Genomic DNA, 18,194 nt, shown 5'->3' with positions numbered 1-18,194 from the left:
CCCCCCAACCCCCCCTTCCAACGGGGGGGGGCCCTCCCCGGGACTGGGTCTGCGTTGCCTGAATTCCGGTGCTGAAAAATAGTTGAAAAAAGTTTTCCTGGGAGCCCTAAATGGGGCCCTATTTTGTCATTACTGTCAGTGCTCGATGATGGAATGGAGGTATGAAAAGCAGTAAAGCCTCTGCTACCGGATCGGCATTCTTCCCCGATTCCGGCCCCGATTCTGGCTCCGATTCTGCTTCTGATAGCGGGTCCGCGAACACTGGCTCGGGTGGCTCGGGTGGCTCGGGTGGCTCGGGTGGCTCGGGGAGTGCGGGTGGGTATGGTCCGGGTGGTCCGCTCAGCGTTGACGCGTTCTGGGAGGCACCTCAGGCCGACCGGCCTGACCGGCCCGGCCCGGTATTTGGTTCGGGTGGGCGGGTGCGTTCCAGTGCGGAATCGCCGGCCTTGACCGGCCATCTCGGGTTGGCTGCGGTGGCGGGTCTGGACTCTGCTCAGACGGTGGACGCGTTGAAGGACGTCGCTGAGCTGAGGTCCTGGCTTGATGCGCAGGAAGCCAAGTTAGCTACCCGGGCGTTGGACCTCCAGGCCGAGCAGATCCACGGCGGTCGTGGGGCCTTTGGATTCGATAAGCCCCTCGCCGCGGCCGAGGTCGGCGCCGCCTTGCATTTGCCGGAACGTACCGCGGGGTCCTTGATCGAACACAGCACCCTGCTGGTCCGGCATTACCCTTCCACCCTCCATGCTTTGGAAGCTGGCCGGTTTTCCCGCCGCCACGCGTGGGCTGTGGTGGAGGAAGTCACCAGCATCCCCCATACCTTCGCGGCGGCGTCGGCGGCGTTTGAGGACCGGCTCATTACGATGGCCGGGAAGATGACGGTTTCGAAGTTCTATTACCAGGCTGGCCGGCTTCGGGAGAGGCTGCACCCCGAGTCGATCAGCACCCGCCGTCAAAAGGCAGTCTTGGGCCGGTTAGTGCAGCTGAGTCCTGCCTACGACGGGATGGCGTGGCTCGAAGCCTACCTACCCACCGACCAGGCTGCCGGGATTTTCCACCGGGTCGACACCGCAGCCCGGGCCTTGCAGGGACCGGACGAGGCCAGGACTCTCACCCAGCTGCGCGCCGATGTTCTGGTGGACGTTCTGACCAGTGCCGGACCCACCGGACACATGCGTCATGCACCCGACCCCGCTGACCCAGCTGCTGCCCCCGGCGCTAAACTTGGTGCTGACACTGGGACCGACCCCGGCGCTAAACTTGGTGCTGACACTGGGACCGACCCCGGCGCTGACCCCGCTGGTGCCGCTGACTTAGGTGCTGCCGCTGACCGGGGCGGGCCGGGAACAGCGGACCCCGGATCCGGGAGGAACAGCGGATCCAGTCAGCCGGGGGAGGCCAGTACGTATTGGGGTGTGCAGGCGAAGGTGTTCGTCACCGTCCCGGTGATGACTCTCCTCGGCGGGGACACACCGGGTGAATTGGAAGGCTACGGGCCGATTGATCCCGAGACGGCACGGAAGCTCGCCGGGCACGCACCATCGTTCACCAGGATCCTCACCCACCCCTTTACCGAGGCCAGGCTGGGCGCTGATGCGACCACGTACCGGGTCCCGCAGGACCTGAAGGATGCGGTCCGGGTCCGGGACGGGACCTGTCGGCATCCGGGATGTAACCGGTTGGCGGTGTTCTGCGAACTCGACCACACCACCCCCTGGTCCCAAGGAGGAACGACCAGCTACGGGAACCTGGCGGCCCTGTGTAAACGCCACCACATGTTCAAAACCGAAGGCTACTGGCACTACCAACAACCCGAACCCGGCACCATCATCGCGATCTCGCCTGCCGGTGAAACCTACCTCACCACAGCAGACCCACCACCAGCACCACCACCCGACATACCCCCGCCCTTCTAGCCAAGGCAGTTCGCACCGGTGCCGCCTGAGCGCCCTCGATGTCCTGAGATAGACCGGACCACAAAGTCAAAGGACTCCACTATCGGGCCAGTACCGCCAGCACCGTCTGGCCTGGTTCAGCCCACGACAGATCGACGGCGCTTCCTGTTCGGGCTCCATGGGAAGGGGTAACCCACCGGGCTGAGATTGACGTCATTTTGGGTTGTGGATAAAGGTTTGCAAATCTTTGGATTCGGTTATTCTGGTGTCTTCGATTGGTTCGACTCGCACCGTTTCTCGGGAGTCACAGTGCCACAGCCTCGCAGCACCTTCGGTTCGCGGCGTACGACCGCCGCGCTGGTCATGATCTTTGGTCTTTTGACGGCTGGGTGTCAGGGCGATCCCGGTGCGCCGGGGCCGTCAACTCCGGTCGTCTCTACCTCGGCCGACACGTCGCCGAGCCCCTCCCAGGCCCCCACCATCACGGCACCCACCACGCCCGAGCCGAGCCCCGCATCGTCTGATGGCCCGGCGGCGAACATCCCGGTGCCAGAGAAGCCGCCCCTGGCCGATGAGAATTCGGTCGAGGGCCTTGAAGCCTTCACTGAGTACTGGATTGAACTCCTCAACTATGCGTACATCACCAACGATTGGGCTCCGCTTGAAGGAGTGACTGATCCCGGCTGTGACACCTGCACGGCTATCCAAAAATCAGTTCAGCGCGTGTATGGCGACGAAAGGTGGATTAGGGGCGCGGAGATCGAGGTATTGAGCTTCTCGAGCGAGTTCGAGTTGAACACCGCAGGATCAGTCAGCTCGTTCGTTCAGAAACGTCAAGGTGAGGTCACCTACTTCAATCCTGATGGAAGCGAGCTGAGTACTGATCTACCGACAAAACCTGTGATCGACGTTGCAATCGCCCTCCACGAGGGTGATCGCTGGTTGATGCTGGACTACGGAAAGCCTGAGGGGACCTAGATGGGCCGAATTTTTGTTCGCGCCGTGAGCGCTAGTTTCACAGCGGTGTTGTTTACCGTAGGCGCTCTGGGAATCCCAGCAGTTGGCGCTGAGGAAGAACCGAAGTACGGGGTCCAGGTGGACAAAAACTCGTTCGAGGCCACCGGTGTCTCTAAGTCTGCGTCTGGTGGTCAGGATGCGGCCCTGGAAACGTCAGCTGAAAGAGTCCTACTTCCGGTGGATGACGGGGTGGATTACACGTATGAGCGGGTGTGTACTGCTGGGGCGCAGGATTTTATGGACCCTGCGTATTGCGTGCAGTTGAATGCCCAGTGTGATGCACAGGCGGATGGGGTGTTGGTGCAGTGGATTGAGGTGAATCGCAATGTTAGTCCGCCAACGCGGACCGCGACGGGACGTAGTGGTTGTTTGTATCCGGGGGCCCCGCCGACCGCACCGACGGCGGCGACGCTGGAAGAAGCCCCTATCGTCATTACGTTGACCGAGTTTGAGAGCCAACCGATTATCGCTGCCGGCGTGTTTTCCCAGCCGGATCATTTCGGACTGCGGAATGCGCACAGCAATCTTTATGCCGTGGCGCAGGAGCAGGAGTTCACGTTTGAGTTCCAGAACGCTCAGATTCGGCTTCGTGCGTGGCCAGTGTCGTATGAGTGGTCGTATGGTGACGGTTCGAGCCTGGTCACCACCGATCCTGGGTCGGCGCTGCCCGGGGACGGTTTCGACGTTGAGACTTTAACTAGCCACAGGTATTCCGAAACGGGCGACTACCTGATCGGGCTGGATACGCTCTTCGCTGGGGATTATTCGGTGGATGGTGGTCCGTGGTTGCCTGTTGCGGGTCAGGCAAGGGTTACTTCGGAGCCGCATTTGATGAGTATTTGGCGCAGTGAGCGGCATAGCGTGGCGGAGACCTGTTTGGAGAACCCACAAGGTATCGGCTGCTGACCCACAGATCTTCATCGGCCGAATCGTCCTGCACCGCAGGTGCCAATACTGGAGGTGCCAGCATTTATGGTTAGTCAGGGCTGTGGGGCGGAATCCCGTGTGCAGGTGTGGCGGGTTCGAGGCGTCTAGGCCAGCGAAGTCGAACGTTTCAGTGGGGAAGGGGGCGGCCCGCAAACCAACCCAGTTAGTGTCCACTAACTGGACGAGGTGTCCATATAGTGAGACGCCAGGTGTCGCCGTTTGACACCCCCAAAAGGTGAGTGGAAACTACAGATATGCAGTTCGAATCCGTAGTAGTCCTTCTTACCAAGCGCGTGGCCTAAAGCCCGACTGGTAACACTACGTCACGCGCAACCCCTCACGGAGCCAACCAGGCTGAGGGGTTTTTTTGTTCCCATCCGACGCAAAGCGCACGACACCCGCATTACACGAGCAGTATCGATTCATCAAGGAAGTCACCAATGTCCAAGGGATCGCCCTCCAGCCCCACGCTGATGGCCAAACCAACCGCTCCGGCGGCCCCGGCGCGCAGCCACACCCGTGACTCAGTGCAAGCCGTCCAGCCCACTGCCGTCCGAGGCCCCAACACTGTAGTTCCGCCCACGGAGATGCTCGGATCGGAAGCGATCGTCCGCTCTCTCGAGGAGCTAGGCGTCGACGACATCTTCGGCCTTCCCGGCGGAGCCATCCTTCCGACTTACGATCCGTTGCTCGCCTCCACGAAACTCCGGCACATCCTGGTGCGCCACGAGCAGGGCGCCGGGCACGCGGCCCAGGGCTATGCCATGGTGACCGGCCGGCCGGGTGTCTGCATCGTCACCTCCGGCCCCGGCGCCACCAACCTGGTCACCGCCATCGCCGACGCCCACATGGACTCCGTTCCGATGGTCATCATCACCGGCCAGGTCAACAGCGCAGTGATCGGCTCGGACGCGTTCCAGGAAGCCGACATCGTGGGCATCACCATGCCCATCACCAAGCACTCCTACCTGGTCACCAAGGCAGCCGACATCCCTCGGATCATTGCCGAGGCCTTCCACATCGCATCCACCGGCCGCCCCGGCCCGGTGCTCGTCGACATCTCCAAGGATGCGCAACAGGCGACGACGACGTTCTCCTGGCCACCCAAGATCGACCTGCCCGGCTACCGGACAGTGGTTCGCGGTCACTCGAAGCAGGTTCGCGAGGCAGCCCGGCTGATCAGCGAATCCCAGCGCCCGGTGTTCTACGTGGGTGGCGGTGTCATCAAAGCCCACGGGGCCGCTGAACTGTTGGAACTGGCTGAGCTTGTTGGCGCACCCGTAGTCACTACGCTGATGGCGCGCGGCGTGTTTCCCGATTCGCACCAGCAGCACGTCGGCATGCCCGGCATGCACGGCTCAGTGTCAGCCGTGACCGCGCTGCAGCAATCGGACCTGCTCATCACACTGGGCGCCCGGTTCGACGACCGGGTCACCGGTGTCTTGTCCACCTTCGCACCCGGTGCCAAGGTGATCCACGCGGACATTGACCCCGCCGAAATCTCCAAGAACCGCACCGCCGACGTTCCGATTGTCGGCTCGGTCAAAGAGATCATGCCCGAGCTCACCAATGCCCTGCGCGAGCAGTTCGCCGCCACCGGTGCGCCGAACATCGACGCCTGGTGGACCATGATCAACCGGCTCCGCGAAACCTACCCCATGGGCTACACCCAGCCCGACGACGGCCTGTCGGCACCGCAGCACGTGATCAAGCGGATCGGCGAGATGACCGGACCCGAAGGGGTTTACGCCGCAGGCGTGGGCCAGCACCAGATGTGGGCTGCACAGTTCATCAAATACGAGCGCCCTCACGCCTGGCTGAACTCCGGTGGCCTCGGCACCATGGGATACGCAGTGCCCGCAGCAATGGGTGCCAAGGTGGGTAATCCGGACCGGGTGGTCTGGGCGATCGACGGCGACGGCTGCTTCCAGATGACCAACCAGGAACTGGCCACCTGTGTGATCAACAACATCCCCATCAAGGTGGCAGTCATCAACAACTCGTCCCTCGGGATGGTCCGCCAATGGCAGACTCTCTTCTATGAGGGCCGGTATTCGAACACTGACCTGAACACGGGTCATGACACCGTCCGGGTACCCGACTTTGTGAAGCTTGCCGACGCCTACGGGTGTGCGGGCCTCCGCTGCGAACGGGACGAAGACATCGATGCCACCATCGCGCAGGCGTTGGAGATCAACGACCGTCCGGTGGTCATCGACTTCGTTGTCAGCCGCGACTCAATGGTGTGGCCGATGGTCCCCTCGGGGGTCAGCAACGACCTCATCCAGATTGCCCGCAATATGACCCCAGACTGGGAGCAGGAGGACTAACATGGCTCGTCACACGCTTTCCGTTCTGGTGGAGGACGTTCCCGGCGTCCTGACCCGCGTCGCAAGTCTCTTTGCGCGCCGCGCGTTCAACATCAATTCTTTGGCAGTTGGCCCCACCGAGATCCAGGGTATGTCCCGGATCACGGTAGTGGTCGAGGCCGAGGGTGACCTGCTGGAGCAGGTCACCAAACAGCTGAACAAGCTCATCAACGTGATCAAGATTGTTGAGCTGGTTCCCGATTCCTCCGTGCAGCGCGACCACATCCTGGTCAAGGTACGGGCAGATGCCGCAACACGGCTGCAGGTAACCCAGGCAGCCGACCTGTTCCGCGCATCGGTGGTCGACGTCTCAACCGACGCCCTGATCATCGAAGCCACCGGCACCGCCGAAAAGCTCACAGCACTCCTGTCAGTGCTGGAGCCGTTCGGGATCCGCGAAATTGTTCAGTCAGGAACCCTGGCCGTTGGCCGCGGGGCAAAGTCCATGAGCGACCGCGCCCTACGCAGCGCCTGACACCTAACGGCAGTTCCACCCAAAAGACCACAAGCTGGACTCCAGCAAGAAAACACACAGGAGAAAACCAAGTGACTGAGTTGTTCTACGACGACGATGCAGACCTTTCAATCATCCAGGGCCGCACCGTGGCTGTTATTGGCTATGGCAGCCAGGGGCACGCGCACGCGCTGAGCCTCCGCGACTCCGGCGTCGACGTCCGTGTTGGCCTCAAAGAAGGCTCGAAGTCCCGCGCCAAGGCGGAGGCCGAGGGTCTTCGCGTGCTGAGCGTCGCTGACGCCACCGCCGAAGCCGACCTCATCATGGTTCTCACCCCGGACCAGGTGCAGCGCCACGTGTACGCGGAGGACATTGCCCCCAACCTGCAGGCCGGCGACGCCCTGTTCTTCGGCCACGGTTTCAACGTCCGCTACGGCTACATCAAGGCACCCGCCGACGTCGACGTCGCTCTGGTTGCGCCCAAGGGCCCCGGCCACATTGTGCGCCGCGAGTTTGAAGCCGGCCGAGGCGTCCCCGATCTGATCGCCGTCGAGCAGAACCCGTCCGGCAAGGCCCGCGAACTGGCGCTGTCCTACGCCAAGGCCATCGGCGGCACCCGCGCCGGAGTCATCGAGACCACCTTCACCGAGGAAACCGAAACCGATCTCTTCGGCGAGCAGGCAGTCCTCTGCGGTGGCGCATCACAGCTCATCCAGTACGGTTTCGAAACCCTGACCGAGGCCGGCTACAAGCCGGAGGTCGCCTACTTCGAGGTCCTGCACGAGCTGAAACTGATCGTCGACCTGATGGTTGAAGGTGGCATCGCCAAGCAGCGCTGGAGCGTTTCCGACACGGCTGAGTACGGCGACTACGTCTCCGGCCCCCGCGTCATCGACCCCTCGGTGAAGGAAAACATGAAGGCTGTCCTCGCCGACATCCAGAGCGGTGCCTTCGCCAAGCGCTTCATCGACGACCAGGACAACGGCGGCAAGGAATTTGCCGAGCTGCGCAAGAAGGGTGAGGACCACCCGATCGAGGCCACCGGCCGCGAACTGCGGAAGCTCTTCTCCTGGATCAAGACGAACGACGACTACAACGAAGGCTCAGTAGCCCGCTAGATACGGTCGTTTCCTCGACACAGCAACAGCACTCGGCCAGGGCCCTTCGGAGTCCTGGCCGAGTGCTGCGCTGTGGCGTCGTCCGGCCCGCTGAGTAACAAAGCGGGCCCGGGCGCACCGCCCATTTAGACTTGCCACATCCCCCCGAATTGTCTAACTCACACAGCACAGCAGCGAAGGATCACCCCCGTGACCAGCAAACCCGTAGTTCTCCTTGCCGAAGAGCTGTCCCCAGCCACTGTTGAGGCCTTGGGCCCCGACTTTGAGATCCGGCAGACCGACGGTTCGGATCGGGCCCAGCTGCTCGCCGCAATTGTCGACGTCGACGCCATCCTCGTCCGCTCCGCCACCCAGGTGGATGCCGAAGCCATCGCCGCAGCGCCGAACCTGAAGGTCATTGCCCGCGCCGGCGTCGGCCTGGACAACGTCGACATCAAAGCCGCCACGCAGGCGGGCGTCATGGTGGTCAACGCGCCCACCTCCAACATCATCTCCGCCGCCGAGCTGACCGTCGGCCACATCCTCAGCCTCGCCCGCCACATCCCGCAGGCCAGCGCAGCGCTCAAGGGCGGCGAGTGGAAGCGTTCCAAGTACTCGGGCATCGAACTGTACGAGAAGAAGGTCGGCATCATCGGTCTCGGGCGCATCGGCGCCCTCGTCGCGGCCCGCCTGCAGGGTTTCGACACCGAGATCCTCGCCTACGATCCGTACATCACCTCGGCCCGCGCCGCCCAGCTCGGCGTCCAGCTCGTCACCCTGGACGAGCTCCTTGAACAGTCAGACTTCATCACCATCCACATGCCGAAAACCCCCGAGACGCTGGGCATGCTTGGCGAGGCCGCCTTCAAGAAGATGAAAACCTCGGCTTACGTCGTCAACGTGGCCCGCGGAGGTCTCGTGGATGAGGCAGCGCTGTTCACCGCGTTGCAGTCCAACGAGATTGCCGGCGCCGGCGTCGACGTTTTCGTCACCGAGCCCAGCACCGACCTGCCGTTCTTCACCCTCGACAACGTGGTGGTCACCCCGCACCTCGGCGCGTCCACCGATGAGGCGCAGGAAAAGGCCGGCGTGTCTGTTGCCAAGTCGGTCCGCCTCGCCCTGGCTGGTGAACTGGTGCCCGACGCCGTCAACGTGGCCGGCGGCGTCATCGCACCTGAGGTGCGCCCGGGAATCCCGCTGATCGAGAAGCTGGGCCGGATCTTCACCGCGCTGACCCACGACTCGCTCACCCAGATCGAGGTCGAGGTCGCCGGCGAAATCGCCTCCCTGGATGTGAAGGCGCTGGAGCTCGCAGCCCTCAAGGGGGTCTTCACCGATATCGTCTCCGAGCAGGTTTCCTATGTGAACGCTCCGATCCTCGCCGAACAGCGGGGCATCAACACCCGGCTGGTCACCACCCCCGAATCGGAGGAGTACCGCAACGTGCTTACCATCCGGGGCGCGCTGTCGGACGGATCGCAGATATCGGTAGCGGGCACCCTGACCGGCCCCAAGCAGATCGAGAAGCTGGTCGGCGTCAACGGCTACGACCTGGAAATCCCGATCAGCGAGCACCTGCTGGTCCTGCTGTACCAGGACCGTCCCGGCGTGATCGGTACCCTCGGTCGGTTGCTGGGGGAGAAGGAAATCAACATTGCCGGCATGCAGGTGGCCCGCAACACGGAGGGCGGCCAGGCCCTCTCCCTGTTGACCGTCGACAGCGCGGTTCCACAGGACGTGCTTGACGCCCTCAAGGAAGCGATCGGCGCGACGGTGGCACGCGAAGTGGATCTGCAGAGCTAGCCACCCAAATGCTTCAGGGCCTCTCTCCGCGACAGCGGCGAGAGGCCCTTTTCGTTGTCCTGAACGAAGGCCAGCACCCAGCCGGGGTCCGTCTTCGCATATTCCCTCAGCGCCCACCCGATCGCTTTGCGGATAAAGAATTCCTTGCCGTAAAGACTGTCCTCAAGGTTCACCCCGACGACGTCGGCCAGCAGCGCAGCGTTGGTTTCCCCCTTGCTGGGGAGCTGGCACAGGATCGCCGTCCGGCGTACCCAGAGGTGGCCGTCGCGGGCCCAGGACCGCATCAGCGGCGTCACTGTTTCCGGCGCGGCCCGCAGGATAGGTCCCACACCGCGACTGGCGATCACGTCGATGAAGTCCCACCAGGCGCCGGTCTCCACCAGTTGGCGGTACAGCGGGAGCGTCTGCTCATCCTGATAGCCGCTGTAGCGGCGGTGGGTCAGAAGCGCGACGGCGGCGTACCGTTCCTCCCGAAAAGTTGCCCCGTCCCACAGTTGGCGGACCGCCCACTCCCACTGGGCCCGGTCCGGAAGCGGGTACGCAGTGAAGACTTCCCGGCAGATCACCTTATGCGGCTGGGACGACACGCCGAGATAGGGCATCGCCGATTTCATGTACGCCTGCATCCGGGGCGCCTTCGCGGGGTCGGCGACGGTTTGCAGCCGGTCGCGTACGGCAGCGACCAACTGTGTTGCTTCAGACGCCGGCCCGGGGGCGGAACCGTCGTCGTCGTGCGCCAGATCAGGGACCATGCCAGGGACGTTACCAGCGGGCTGCCCGGTCACGAAGCGACAAGGGACAGGAAAACAGGGTAATTTCTTTAGGTGACATCCACAGAGCAGCTGCCCCCGTATTACCTCACCACCGCGATCTCCTACCCCAACGGGATCCCGCACATCGGCCACGCCTATGAGGCGATCGCCACCGATGCACTGGCCCGGTTCAAGCGCCTCGACGGCTACGACGTGATGTTCCTGACCGGCACCGACGAGCACGGCCTGAAGATGCAGCAGACCGCCGACCGCGAAGGCATCCCCGTCCGGGACCTGGCCACCCGCAACGCCCAGGCGTTCCAGGCCATGAACGACGACGTCGGCAGCTCCTATGACCGTTTCATCCGCACCACTGACGCCGACCACTACGCCGCTGCCTCCGCCATCTGGAAGCTGATGGAAGCCCGCGGCGACATCTACCTGGACAAATACGCTGGCTGGTATTCGGTACGGGACGAGGCGTTCCACAGCGAGGACGACACCGAGGTGCGCGACGACGGCGTCCGCTACGCCACCGAAACCGACACCGAGGTGACCTGGACGGAAGAGGAAAGCTACTTCTTCCGCCTGTCCGCCTACCAGGACAAGCTTCTTGCCCTGTACTCCGACCAGCCCGAGTTCGGCGCGCCCCAGTCGCGCTTCAATGAGGTCATCAGCTTCGTGAAGCGCGGCCTGGAGGACCTGTCCATCAGCCGCACCACCTTCGACTGGGGAGTGCCGGTTCCCGGAAACAAAGACCACGTGATGTACGTCTGGGTGGACGCGCTCACCAACTACCTCACCGGCGTCGGGTTCCCCGATACCGAGTCGGAACGCTTCAAAAAGTACTGGCCAGCCGACGTTCACGTTATCGGCAAGGACATTTCACGTTTTCACGCCATCTACTGGCCTGCGTTCCTGATGTCCGCAGGGCTCGAGCTGCCGAAACGGATCATGATCCACGGCTTCCTGTTCAACAAGGGCGTGAAGATGTCCAAGTCGCTGGGCAACACGGTCGCGCCGAAGGACTGGGTGGAGCAGTACGGCCTCGACCAGGTCCGGTTCTTCCTGCTGCGTGAGGTGCCCTTCGGTGCTGACGGGTCCTACAGCCATGAGGCGATCGTGGGCCGGATGAACTCCGACCTCGCCAACAACCTGGGCAACCTCGCCCAGCGATCATTGTCGATGGTGGCCAAGAACTGCGACGCGCAGGTGCCCTCGCCGTCGTCGTTCGCGCCGGCCGACGAGGCGATCCTGGCGCAGGCCAACGGGCTCCTGGAGTCGTCCCGTACCGCGTTCGACCGGCAGGAATTCTCCCGCGCGCTGGAACTGAGCTGGGGAGTGCTGGGCGACACGAACGCGTACTTCGCCGACCAGCAGCCCTGGGTGCTCCGGAAGACCGACCCCGAGCGCATGAACACGGTGCTGTACGTGACGCTGGAGGTGCTCCGGATCGTCTCGATCCTCGCTCAGCCGGTCATGCCCGACGGCGCCGGACGGCTCCTCTCGGCGCTGGGCCAGGGCACCGGGCCCGACGACGTCGCCCGCCAGTTCAGCGCAATCGCCACGCCGCTGGTGGTCGGCACGGCGTTGCCGGCGCCGGCGCCGATCTTCCCGAAGTACGAAGAGCCCGCCGAGGGCTAACCTCGTCGAACAGCGAGAGCTGGCGACTCGCACGAGCTTTGGGGCGGGTTTAGCGGGCCGCCAGATCTCGCGTCTCGGCGGGTTTGTTTGGCAGGCGGCTAGTGGTCGCCGGAGAGAAAACGCTCGGGCGCCGTCTCCCGCATCACGTGCGCGAGTTGTTCCTGCTGTTTGCGGGCCCGATCGGCCAGGTGGCGCAGCTGTTCGGCGTCCAGCTCGGTCGAGCCTGCCTCGGTGAGGGCGCCCAGGGTTTCCCACATGCATTCCTTGCCGCGGACAATACTCTGCAGCGCCTCAAGTTCCAGCTGTGCGCCGCCGCCCTTGTCCGAGCGGCGGAGGTTCAGGGGATTGAGTTTGCTCAGCTGCGCGCCAACCTGCGCGATGACCATCTTGACCTTGCTCGGCGTGTAGCCGAGGGAGCTGATGATCTGCGCGAGTTCGTCCCGTTCGCCCGAGATCTCCTTGGTCAGCGAGGCGAAGGTCTGCTCATGCTTGGTGCCGCGCCAGGATTCCTGGGCCGTCGAAAACAGTTTCACTCCGGAAGCAGATGCCACCAGGTGGTCATCCAGGTAGGCCGACAGCCTGCTGGAGTCGGTCGGATTCGAGTTGCTGCGGGGAGCCGGGGAGTGATCCATGGGTAAACCTTTCGAACGGAACCTGCAAAGAATAATGACCCCCATCTTCGCAGGTTCCGCCCGGCTTGGCCCGGCTCGGCACACCCGGGATTCACGCCGTCAGGGTCACGCCGTCGCGAGTCCCTCGACCGGTGACAGCCGAGCCGCCCGGCGGGCCGGCAGCACCGACGCCAACAGTGCGGCGACGACGGCGACGGCGACCACCCCCACCAGCTGCGCCCAGGGGATCGACGGCTTGACCGGGGTGATTGCACCAAGCGCCGACTGCACGCCCAGCCACCCATACACCACCCCGAGCAGGCACCCGAAGGCGGCAGCGACGCCGGCAATGAGGACCGCCTCGACGGCGAGCATTCCGCGCAGCTGACCACGGGTCAGGCCCAGCGCGCGCAACAGGGATGATTCCCTGGTGCGTTCGAGCACCGACAGCGACAGTGTGTTCGCGACGCCAATCAGCGCAATCAACACCGCGACGGCCAGCAACGCCGTGACCACCAGCAGGATGACGTCGATGATCTCGTTGAAGGAGACCCGTTCAATAGCAGCGCCATTGACCTGATATTCGGAAACCCTCAGCGCCTCGACAATCTCGGACCGCAGCCCAGTCACTCCGGCAGCATCAAGTGAGTCATCGAGTTTCAGCCACAGAATGCTCGTCTCATCGCCCAATGCTGCAACGCCCGGCAGGGGAGCCGCCCCGAGCGCCGCCGCCGTGGCCTCAGTGATGGCCGGAACGAAAATTTGGGTCTGGGCTTCCCGGACCGGGAGAGTGACGGATCCTGTCGCACCCTCGAGCGTCACCTCGGTGAGCCCGGAGTCCTGCGGCATGAACACCACGTCGTCCACCAGCTCAAGTCCAGTATTGCGAAGCACGGACTCCGCCTCGTCGGGGGAGATGGCGTACACGGGCAGGGTGCCGGCTGCCTCGTCGGAGACAGCAGCGACCGAGAGGGCCATCGCCGCATCCACGCCCGCCAGCTGCTGAACTGTTGTCACGGCAGCGTCAGCAGCGGCAGCGTTTCCGACCTCCTGGACCGCGAGGTCCACCGGGTAATTGGCGCCGAGCTCGGCTTCAAACGCGGCCCGCGAGGTGTGGGCGCCGGCCATCATCATGGTCACCAGAGTGACGCCCACCAGCAGTGCGCTGGCGGTGGCAGTGGTCCGGGCCGGGTTGCGGACCGCATTGAGCGCCGCGAGCCTACCCGGCACTCCCAGCGGTGCCGCGAGCCGGCCGACGGCTGTCACGAGGGCAGGCAGGAACAGCGAGGCGCACAGCAGCACGCCCACAAAGGAGAACACACCGCCAGGTAACGCGATCAGCAGTGCCGATGAAACGGCGCCCACCCCGAGCAGCCCGGCGCCGAGCAGCACGAGCAGCAATCCAATGGCCAGCCGTATCCTGCCCTTGCGGGTCCCGGTCGTGGCGTCCTCGGCGGGACGTAGCGCCTCGAGGGGGGCGACAGCGGTCGCGGCCCGGGCCGGGACAAAAGCGGCGGCCAGGGTCATCGCGAGGCCGACGATGAGGCTCACCAGGATGGCCGAGACCGGGATGGCCAGGGTGGCGAACTCGGTAGCCTCCTGCGCGGCTGCAACAGAGACGAGGGTAAACATCACCCCTGTGGCGAGAAGCACACCGAGCACCGAGGACACGAGCCCCACCACAGCGGCTTCGAGCAGGACCGAGCGGCGGATCTGACGCCTCGAGGCGCCAATGCAGCGCAGCAGCGCAAGGTCACGGGTTCGCTGCGCCACCAGTACTGAGAACGTGTTGGAGATGACCAGCACGGTCACCAGGACGGCGACGACGGCGAAGGCCAGCAGGATCACCGTCAATTGGTCAGTCCCTCCCGAAAGAGCCGCCACGTCTGCAGTCACCTGTTCGGCGCTGGTGCGAACCTCGGCCGAGACGCCTGCTGCTGCGAGCGCAGCTGTGGCATCGGCACTGACGGCTGAGGGATCGGCAGTTCCGAGGAGGGCCAGCTGGGCGGTGGTGGCCTGGGGCGGTTGCTCGCCGGGGGACAGGACGCTCAGGGTCTGCACCAGGTCCGGCGCGGCGTAGACCTGCGGCAGACCGGAGAGATAAGGGTCGGCCGAATCCTCGGTGATCCCCGTGAGCGTCACCGTGACGGTCATGGGAGGGGGTGCGTCGCCGCCGACGGGCGAATAGTAGGACTGCTCCAGAGCGTAGGTGTCGCCCACCGTCATCCCCAGCTCGGCGACCGACGTCTTGTCGATACTGATTCCCGAACCGTCGGCGGGGAGGGCCCCCTTGACCATGGTCGAGGTTTGAAGTTCAGCCGGGGCGGTGCTCAGGACGAATACGTCCGCCGGCCCTGAAGGAAGCTGCAGCGTCGAGAGGGTCCGTTGCGCGGCGTGGACGGCCGACACCCCGTCAATACCGGACAGCAGCTGCTCGGTTTCCAGTGCTGACTGACCGCCGTCGCCGACGGTGACCACCAGGTCAGCCTTCGCGTAGGTGGCCCCGATGCTTTGTTGAAGGGTCGCCTGCGTAGTGCCAGAGACCATCAGGGTCGCGGCGAGGAAGCCGACGCCGAGCATCACGGCCAGCCCCACCGCAACAAACCGCCTGGCGTGAATCCGGAGTTGGGCAAGTGCAACCTGCAGCATCGCCTAGGCCCCCAGTCCGGCGAGAGCCTGCGAGATGACGTCGGGTGTGCTGCGGTCCAGCTGGCCCACCAATTCGCCGTCGTTCATCAGCAGGACGCTGTCGGCATAGGAAGCGGCCACGGGGTCGTGGGTCACCATGATGATGCTCTGCCCCATTTCCCGCGTACTGCGGCGCAGCAGGGAGAGCACCTCGGCGCCGGAGCGGGAATCGAGGTTGCCGGTGGGCTCATCGCCGAACAACACGTCGGGGCGGGTCAGGAGGGCGCGGGCCACCGCCACCCGCTGCTGCTGGCCACCGGACAGCTCATGCGGCCGGTGCGTGAGCCGGTCGGCCAATCCCAGGGTGGCACAGACCTCGGTCAGCCACTGACTGTCCACCGTGCCACCAGCAAGCGCCACCGGCAGGGTGATGTTTTGTTCGGCGGTCAGCGTGGGGATCAGGTTGTAGGCCTGGAACACGAAACCGATCCGGTCCCGCCGCAGCCGGGTCAGCTCATTGTCGGACAGCCCGGTGAGTTCGGTGTCCCCAATCCGGACGCGGCCGGAGTCCGCGGTGTCCAACCCTGCCAGGCAATGCATCAGGGTGGACTTGCCGGACCCCGAGGGGCCCATGATCGCCGTGAACCGGGCGCGTTCGAAGGTCACGCTGACCTCCTTCAGGGCGTGCACGCGGGTGTCGGCACGCCCATAGGTTTTGGAAAGCGAGTCGGCTGACGCGGCCGGCTGGGAGGCAGCGGACGACGTCGAAGGGTGGTCGGCGATGTTGGCGGAAATTCTCATGCTTCAACGCTAGGGCGGCAGTCTTCGTGGCGGATCAGCCTACGGTCCGGTCTCCGCTGCTGCCTTCCTCATCCCGCGGGATGAGTCATCCCAGTGCTCCGGGACGAGGAGGTTCAGGGCTAGGGGTGCACCACGCCGGTTTCATAGGCGATCAGCACAGCCTGCACCCGGTCCCGGGCCTGCAGCTTCGCCAGAATATGGCCCACATGGGTTTTCACTGTCGCTTCGGACAGGTAGAGGCTGCCGGCAATCTCGGGGTTGGACAGGCCTCGTGCGATCAGTCCGAAGACCTGCCGCTCACGCGCCGTCAGGGACTTGACCGACTCGGCGTTGGCGCCCGCAGCGGGGGAGGACCGGCGCAGCATCGGAGCCACATGATCCAGCAGCCGCCGGGTGGTGGAGGGAGCAATCACCGCGTCACCGCGATACACGGTGCGGATCGCCTCAAGCAGTTCCTCCGGCGGCGCATCCTTGAGCAGAAAGCCGCTCGCACCCGCCTGGATCGCGGCCAGTGCGTACTCGTCGAGATCAAAGGTGGTCAGAACCACAATCTTCGGACCGGTCCGTTCCGCCGCCCCGGTCAGGCGCGACGCCTGCTCCAGGATGCGGCGGGTTGCCTCGATGCCGTCCATTCCGGGCATCCGGACGTCCATCAGCACCACGTCGGCACTGGTGGCGTTCAACGCGGCCACCGCTTCGGTCCCGTTTCCCGCCTCGCACACGACGCGCAGGTCGGGCTGGGAATTGATCAGCATGGTGAAGCCGCTGCGGACCAGCCGCTGGTCATCCACGAGGGCCACCCGGATGACCGGTACGCCGGTCAGCTGGTCATCCGTCAGCTGGCAATCCGTCACTGGGTTATCCGTCACTGGGTAGTTTGTCACTGTCATGCTTCCGTGTAGGGGATGAATGCGGCGATGCGGTATCCGCCGCCAGCAGGGGCGACGGCGGTCAGCTCCCCGTCGTAGAGTCCGAGCCGTTCCTGCATGCCCTTGATGCCCTGCCCTGCGCCCGCAGAGGTGGGATCGGCGCTGGCTCCGCGACCGTCGTCGTCAATGGTGAGGTTCAGGCCCCGCGGGGTCCAGGCCAGGGCGACGACGGCGCGAGCGTCGGGTCCCGCATGTTTCAGCACGTTGGTGAGGGACTCCTGGACCACGCGGTAGGCGGTCAGCTCGGCCCCGGCGGGGAGCTCACGTCGGCTGGTGCCGTCCACCGAGTAGGCGGTGGTCAGCCCGGCATGCTGGACCGTTTCGATCAGGGCCCGGACATCTGCGAGGGTCGGGAGCGGCCGCGTCGATGTTTCCTCATCGCCACGCAGGACGCCCAGCAGGCGGCGCATCTCCCGAAGTGAGGCCCTGCCGGTGTCGGCGATGGTGCCGAGTGTCGCTGGCGCCACCGTGGGGTCCTGCACGCTCGCGTATCTGGCGCCGTCGGCCTGGGTGATGATGACCGAGAGGGAGTGGGCCACGATGTCGTGCATCTCGCGGGCAATGTGACTGCGTTCGTCGGCGGCAGCCAGATCCCGTTCCTGCTGGCGCTCCACCTCAAGGCGTCGGGTGCGGTCTTCCAGGGCCTGCAGGGTGAGTCGGCGGTTGCGTGCCAGATCGCCGAATGCCCAGCACAGGAGAACCAGAGACTGGACCAGGACGGCGATCACGACGAACAGGGGAAGTGACGCGTCCCGCATCTCGAAGGGGCTGATTCCGAAGTAGGCGCTGTACCTGAGTAGACCGGCGAAACAGCCGACTGAAGCCACCGCAAGTCCGCCCAGGCTCGCCCAGCGGGGAGCGTAGGCAGCCAGGGCATAGAGGGCTATCAGCACCGCCGCCTGAGCTGGAACTGGCATCACATAGAAGATGAGTTGCAGCACCGAGACCGCCGCGATCAGTCCCGCAGCGTGGACGGGTCGGGACCGCCGCCAGACGAGGGGAAGAACCAGCCCGGCTGCGGCGAGCATTTCGAGCGGCACGGCGGAGGAGAGCAAGGTTGGCCCGACGAGGATCACCAGCAGCACCGCCGTAAGCGCCAGGTCCACGCGGCCCGGGTGGGCGCGCAGCACACGAGCGAGACGGTGGTGGAGGTCCATGGGAGTCAACTCTAGGCGGTGCTAATCCCCCAGACATCAGTCCCTGGGTGGAGAACACCCGGCGGGGGAGCTGTCAGCGCATCTCACTAAGTGAGACGAGTTGTCCATCATAT

14 protein-coding genes are annotated in these 18,194 nt (G+C 64.6%); 8 read left to right on the top strand and 6 right to left on the bottom strand.

Annotated features, from left to right (window positions below):
* The first annotated feature begins 161 nt into the window (after positions 1-161).
* From ACX80T_RS14550 to serA, 7 genes are all read left to right on the top strand, one after another.
* Positions 162-1,913 (top strand): HNH endonuclease signature motif containing protein, encoded by a 1,752-nt coding sequence (locus tag ACX80T_RS14550; RefSeq protein WP_459304788.1) that lies wholly within the window; start codon positions 162-164, stop codon positions 1,911-1,913.
* Positions 1,914-2,201: 288 nt separating this feature from the next.
* Positions 2,202-2,870, top strand: coding sequence for a DUF6318 family protein (locus ACX80T_RS14545; protein ID WP_459304787.1), 669 nt, complete (start codon positions 2,202-2,204; stop codon positions 2,868-2,870).
* Positions 2,871-3,815 (top strand): hypothetical protein, encoded by a 945-nt coding sequence (locus ACX80T_RS14540; protein WP_459304786.1) that lies wholly within the window; start codon positions 2,871-2,873, stop codon positions 3,813-3,815.
* Between the two features lie 461 nt (positions 3,816-4,276).
* On the top strand, positions 4,277-6,166 hold the full coding sequence (locus ACX80T_RS14535) for an acetolactate synthase large subunit (protein ID WP_459304785.1): 1,890 nt from the start codon (positions 4,277-4,279) through the stop codon (positions 6,164-6,166).
* A 1-nt stretch (position 6,167) separates the two neighbouring features.
* Positions 6,168-6,680: an acetolactate synthase small subunit gene (gene ilvN / locus ACX80T_RS14530; RefSeq protein WP_019483047.1), complete on the top strand. Its 513-nt coding sequence runs from the start codon at positions 6,168-6,170 to the stop codon at positions 6,678-6,680.
* 71 nt (positions 6,681-6,751) lie between these two features.
* Positions 6,752-7,777: a ketol-acid reductoisomerase gene (gene ilvC, locus ACX80T_RS14525; protein WP_459304782.1), complete on the top strand. Its 1,026-nt coding sequence runs from the start codon at positions 6,752-6,754 to the stop codon at positions 7,775-7,777.
* A 189-nt stretch (positions 7,778-7,966) separates the two neighbouring features.
* Positions 7,967-9,559 carry a phosphoglycerate dehydrogenase gene (serA, locus tag ACX80T_RS14520; RefSeq protein ID WP_024476082.1) on the top strand — a complete coding sequence of 531 codons (1,593 nt, stop codon included), beginning with the start codon at positions 7,967-7,969 and terminating at the stop codon, positions 9,557-9,559.
* Here the strand turns inward: serA and ACX80T_RS14515 are convergent.
* Positions 9,556-10,311: a DNA alkylation repair protein gene (locus ACX80T_RS14515; protein WP_459304781.1), complete on the bottom strand. Its 756-nt coding sequence runs from the start codon at positions 10,309-10,311 to the stop codon at positions 9,556-9,558. The two genes, serA and ACX80T_RS14515, sit on opposite strands and share 4 nt — an antisense overlap.
* A gap of 72 nt (positions 10,312-10,383) precedes the next feature.
* On the opposite strand from ACX80T_RS14515, the gene metG reads away from it, so the two are divergent.
* The gene (gene metG / locus ACX80T_RS14510) at positions 10,384-11,955 is read left to right on the top strand and encodes a methionine--tRNA ligase (RefSeq protein WP_459304780.1); all 1,572 of its coding nucleotides are present in this window, start codon (positions 10,384-10,386) and stop codon (positions 11,953-11,955) included.
* A gap of 98 nt (positions 11,956-12,053) precedes the next feature.
* Here the strand turns inward: metG and ACX80T_RS14505 are convergent, their stop codons facing one another.
* The 5 genes from ACX80T_RS14505 to ACX80T_RS14485 form a co-directional block, all read right to left on the bottom strand.
* A complete protein-coding gene (locus ACX80T_RS14505; protein ID WP_019483042.1) occupies positions 12,054-12,587 on the bottom strand; it encodes a hypothetical protein in 534 nt (177 codons plus the stop codon).
* A 105-nt stretch (positions 12,588-12,692) separates the two neighbouring features.
* Positions 12,693-15,215, bottom strand: a complete 2,523-nt coding sequence (locus ACX80T_RS14500; RefSeq protein ID WP_459304778.1) for an FtsX-like permease family protein — start codon at positions 15,213-15,215, stop codon at positions 12,693-12,695.
* Positions 15,216-15,218: 3 nt separating this feature from the next.
* Complete coding sequence (locus tag ACX80T_RS14495; protein WP_459304777.1) at positions 15,219-15,995, bottom strand: ABC transporter ATP-binding protein; 777 nt, start codon at positions 15,993-15,995, stop codon at positions 15,219-15,221.
* Positions 15,996-16,114: 119 nt separating this feature from the next.
* Positions 16,115-16,885 (bottom strand): response regulator, encoded by a 771-nt coding sequence (locus tag ACX80T_RS14490; protein ID WP_459304776.1) that lies wholly within the window; start codon positions 16,883-16,885, stop codon positions 16,115-16,117.
* Complete coding sequence (locus tag ACX80T_RS14485) at positions 16,882-18,081, bottom strand: sensor histidine kinase (protein WP_459304775.1); 1,200 nt, start codon at positions 18,079-18,081, stop codon at positions 16,882-16,884. The genes ACX80T_RS14490 and ACX80T_RS14485 overlap by 4 nt, the downstream gene beginning before the upstream one ends.
* Between the last annotated feature and the right edge of the window lie 113 nt (positions 18,082-18,194).

The organism is Arthrobacter sp. Sr33 (assembly GCF_054511195.1).
Note: the sequence above shows the minus strand (reverse complement) of the source record. Positions and strands in the feature narration are given on the sequence as shown.

Bases quoted from the DNA above. Each gene is read 5' to 3' on its own strand.
- ACX80T_RS14505 (WP_019483042.1), bottom strand. From the start codon at position 12,587: ATGGATCACTCCCCGGCTCCCCGCAGCAACTCGAATCCGACCGACTCC.
- ACX80T_RS14500 (WP_459304778.1), bottom strand. From the start codon at position 15,215: ATGCTGCAGGTTGCACTTGCCCAACTCCGGATTCACGCCAGGCGGTTT.
- ACX80T_RS14535 (WP_459304785.1), top strand. From the start codon at position 4,277: ATGTCCAAGGGATCGCCCTCCAGCCCCACGCTGATGGCCAAACCAACC.
- ACX80T_RS14515 (WP_459304781.1), bottom strand. From the start codon at position 10,311: ATGGTCCCTGATCTGGCGCACGACGACGACGGTTCCGCCCCCGGGCCG.
- ACX80T_RS14495 (WP_459304777.1), bottom strand. From the start codon at position 15,995: ATGAGAATTTCCGCCAACATCGCCGACCACCCTTCGACGTCGTCCGCT.
- ACX80T_RS14490 (WP_459304776.1), bottom strand. From the start codon at position 16,885: ATGACAGTGACAAACTACCCAGTGACGGATAACCCAGTGACGGATTGC.
- ACX80T_RS14540 (WP_459304786.1), top strand. From the start codon at position 2,871: ATGGGCCGAATTTTTGTTCGCGCCGTGAGCGCTAGTTTCACAGCGGTG.
- ACX80T_RS14550 (WP_459304788.1), top strand. From the start codon at position 162: ATGAAAAGCAGTAAAGCCTCTGCTACCGGATCGGCATTCTTCCCCGAT.
- ilvN (WP_019483047.1), top strand. From the start codon at position 6,168: ATGGCTCGTCACACGCTTTCCGTTCTGGTGGAGGACGTTCCCGGCGTC.
- ACX80T_RS14485 (WP_459304775.1), bottom strand. From the start codon at position 18,081: ATGGACCTCCACCACCGTCTCGCTCGTGTGCTGCGCGCCCACCCGGGC.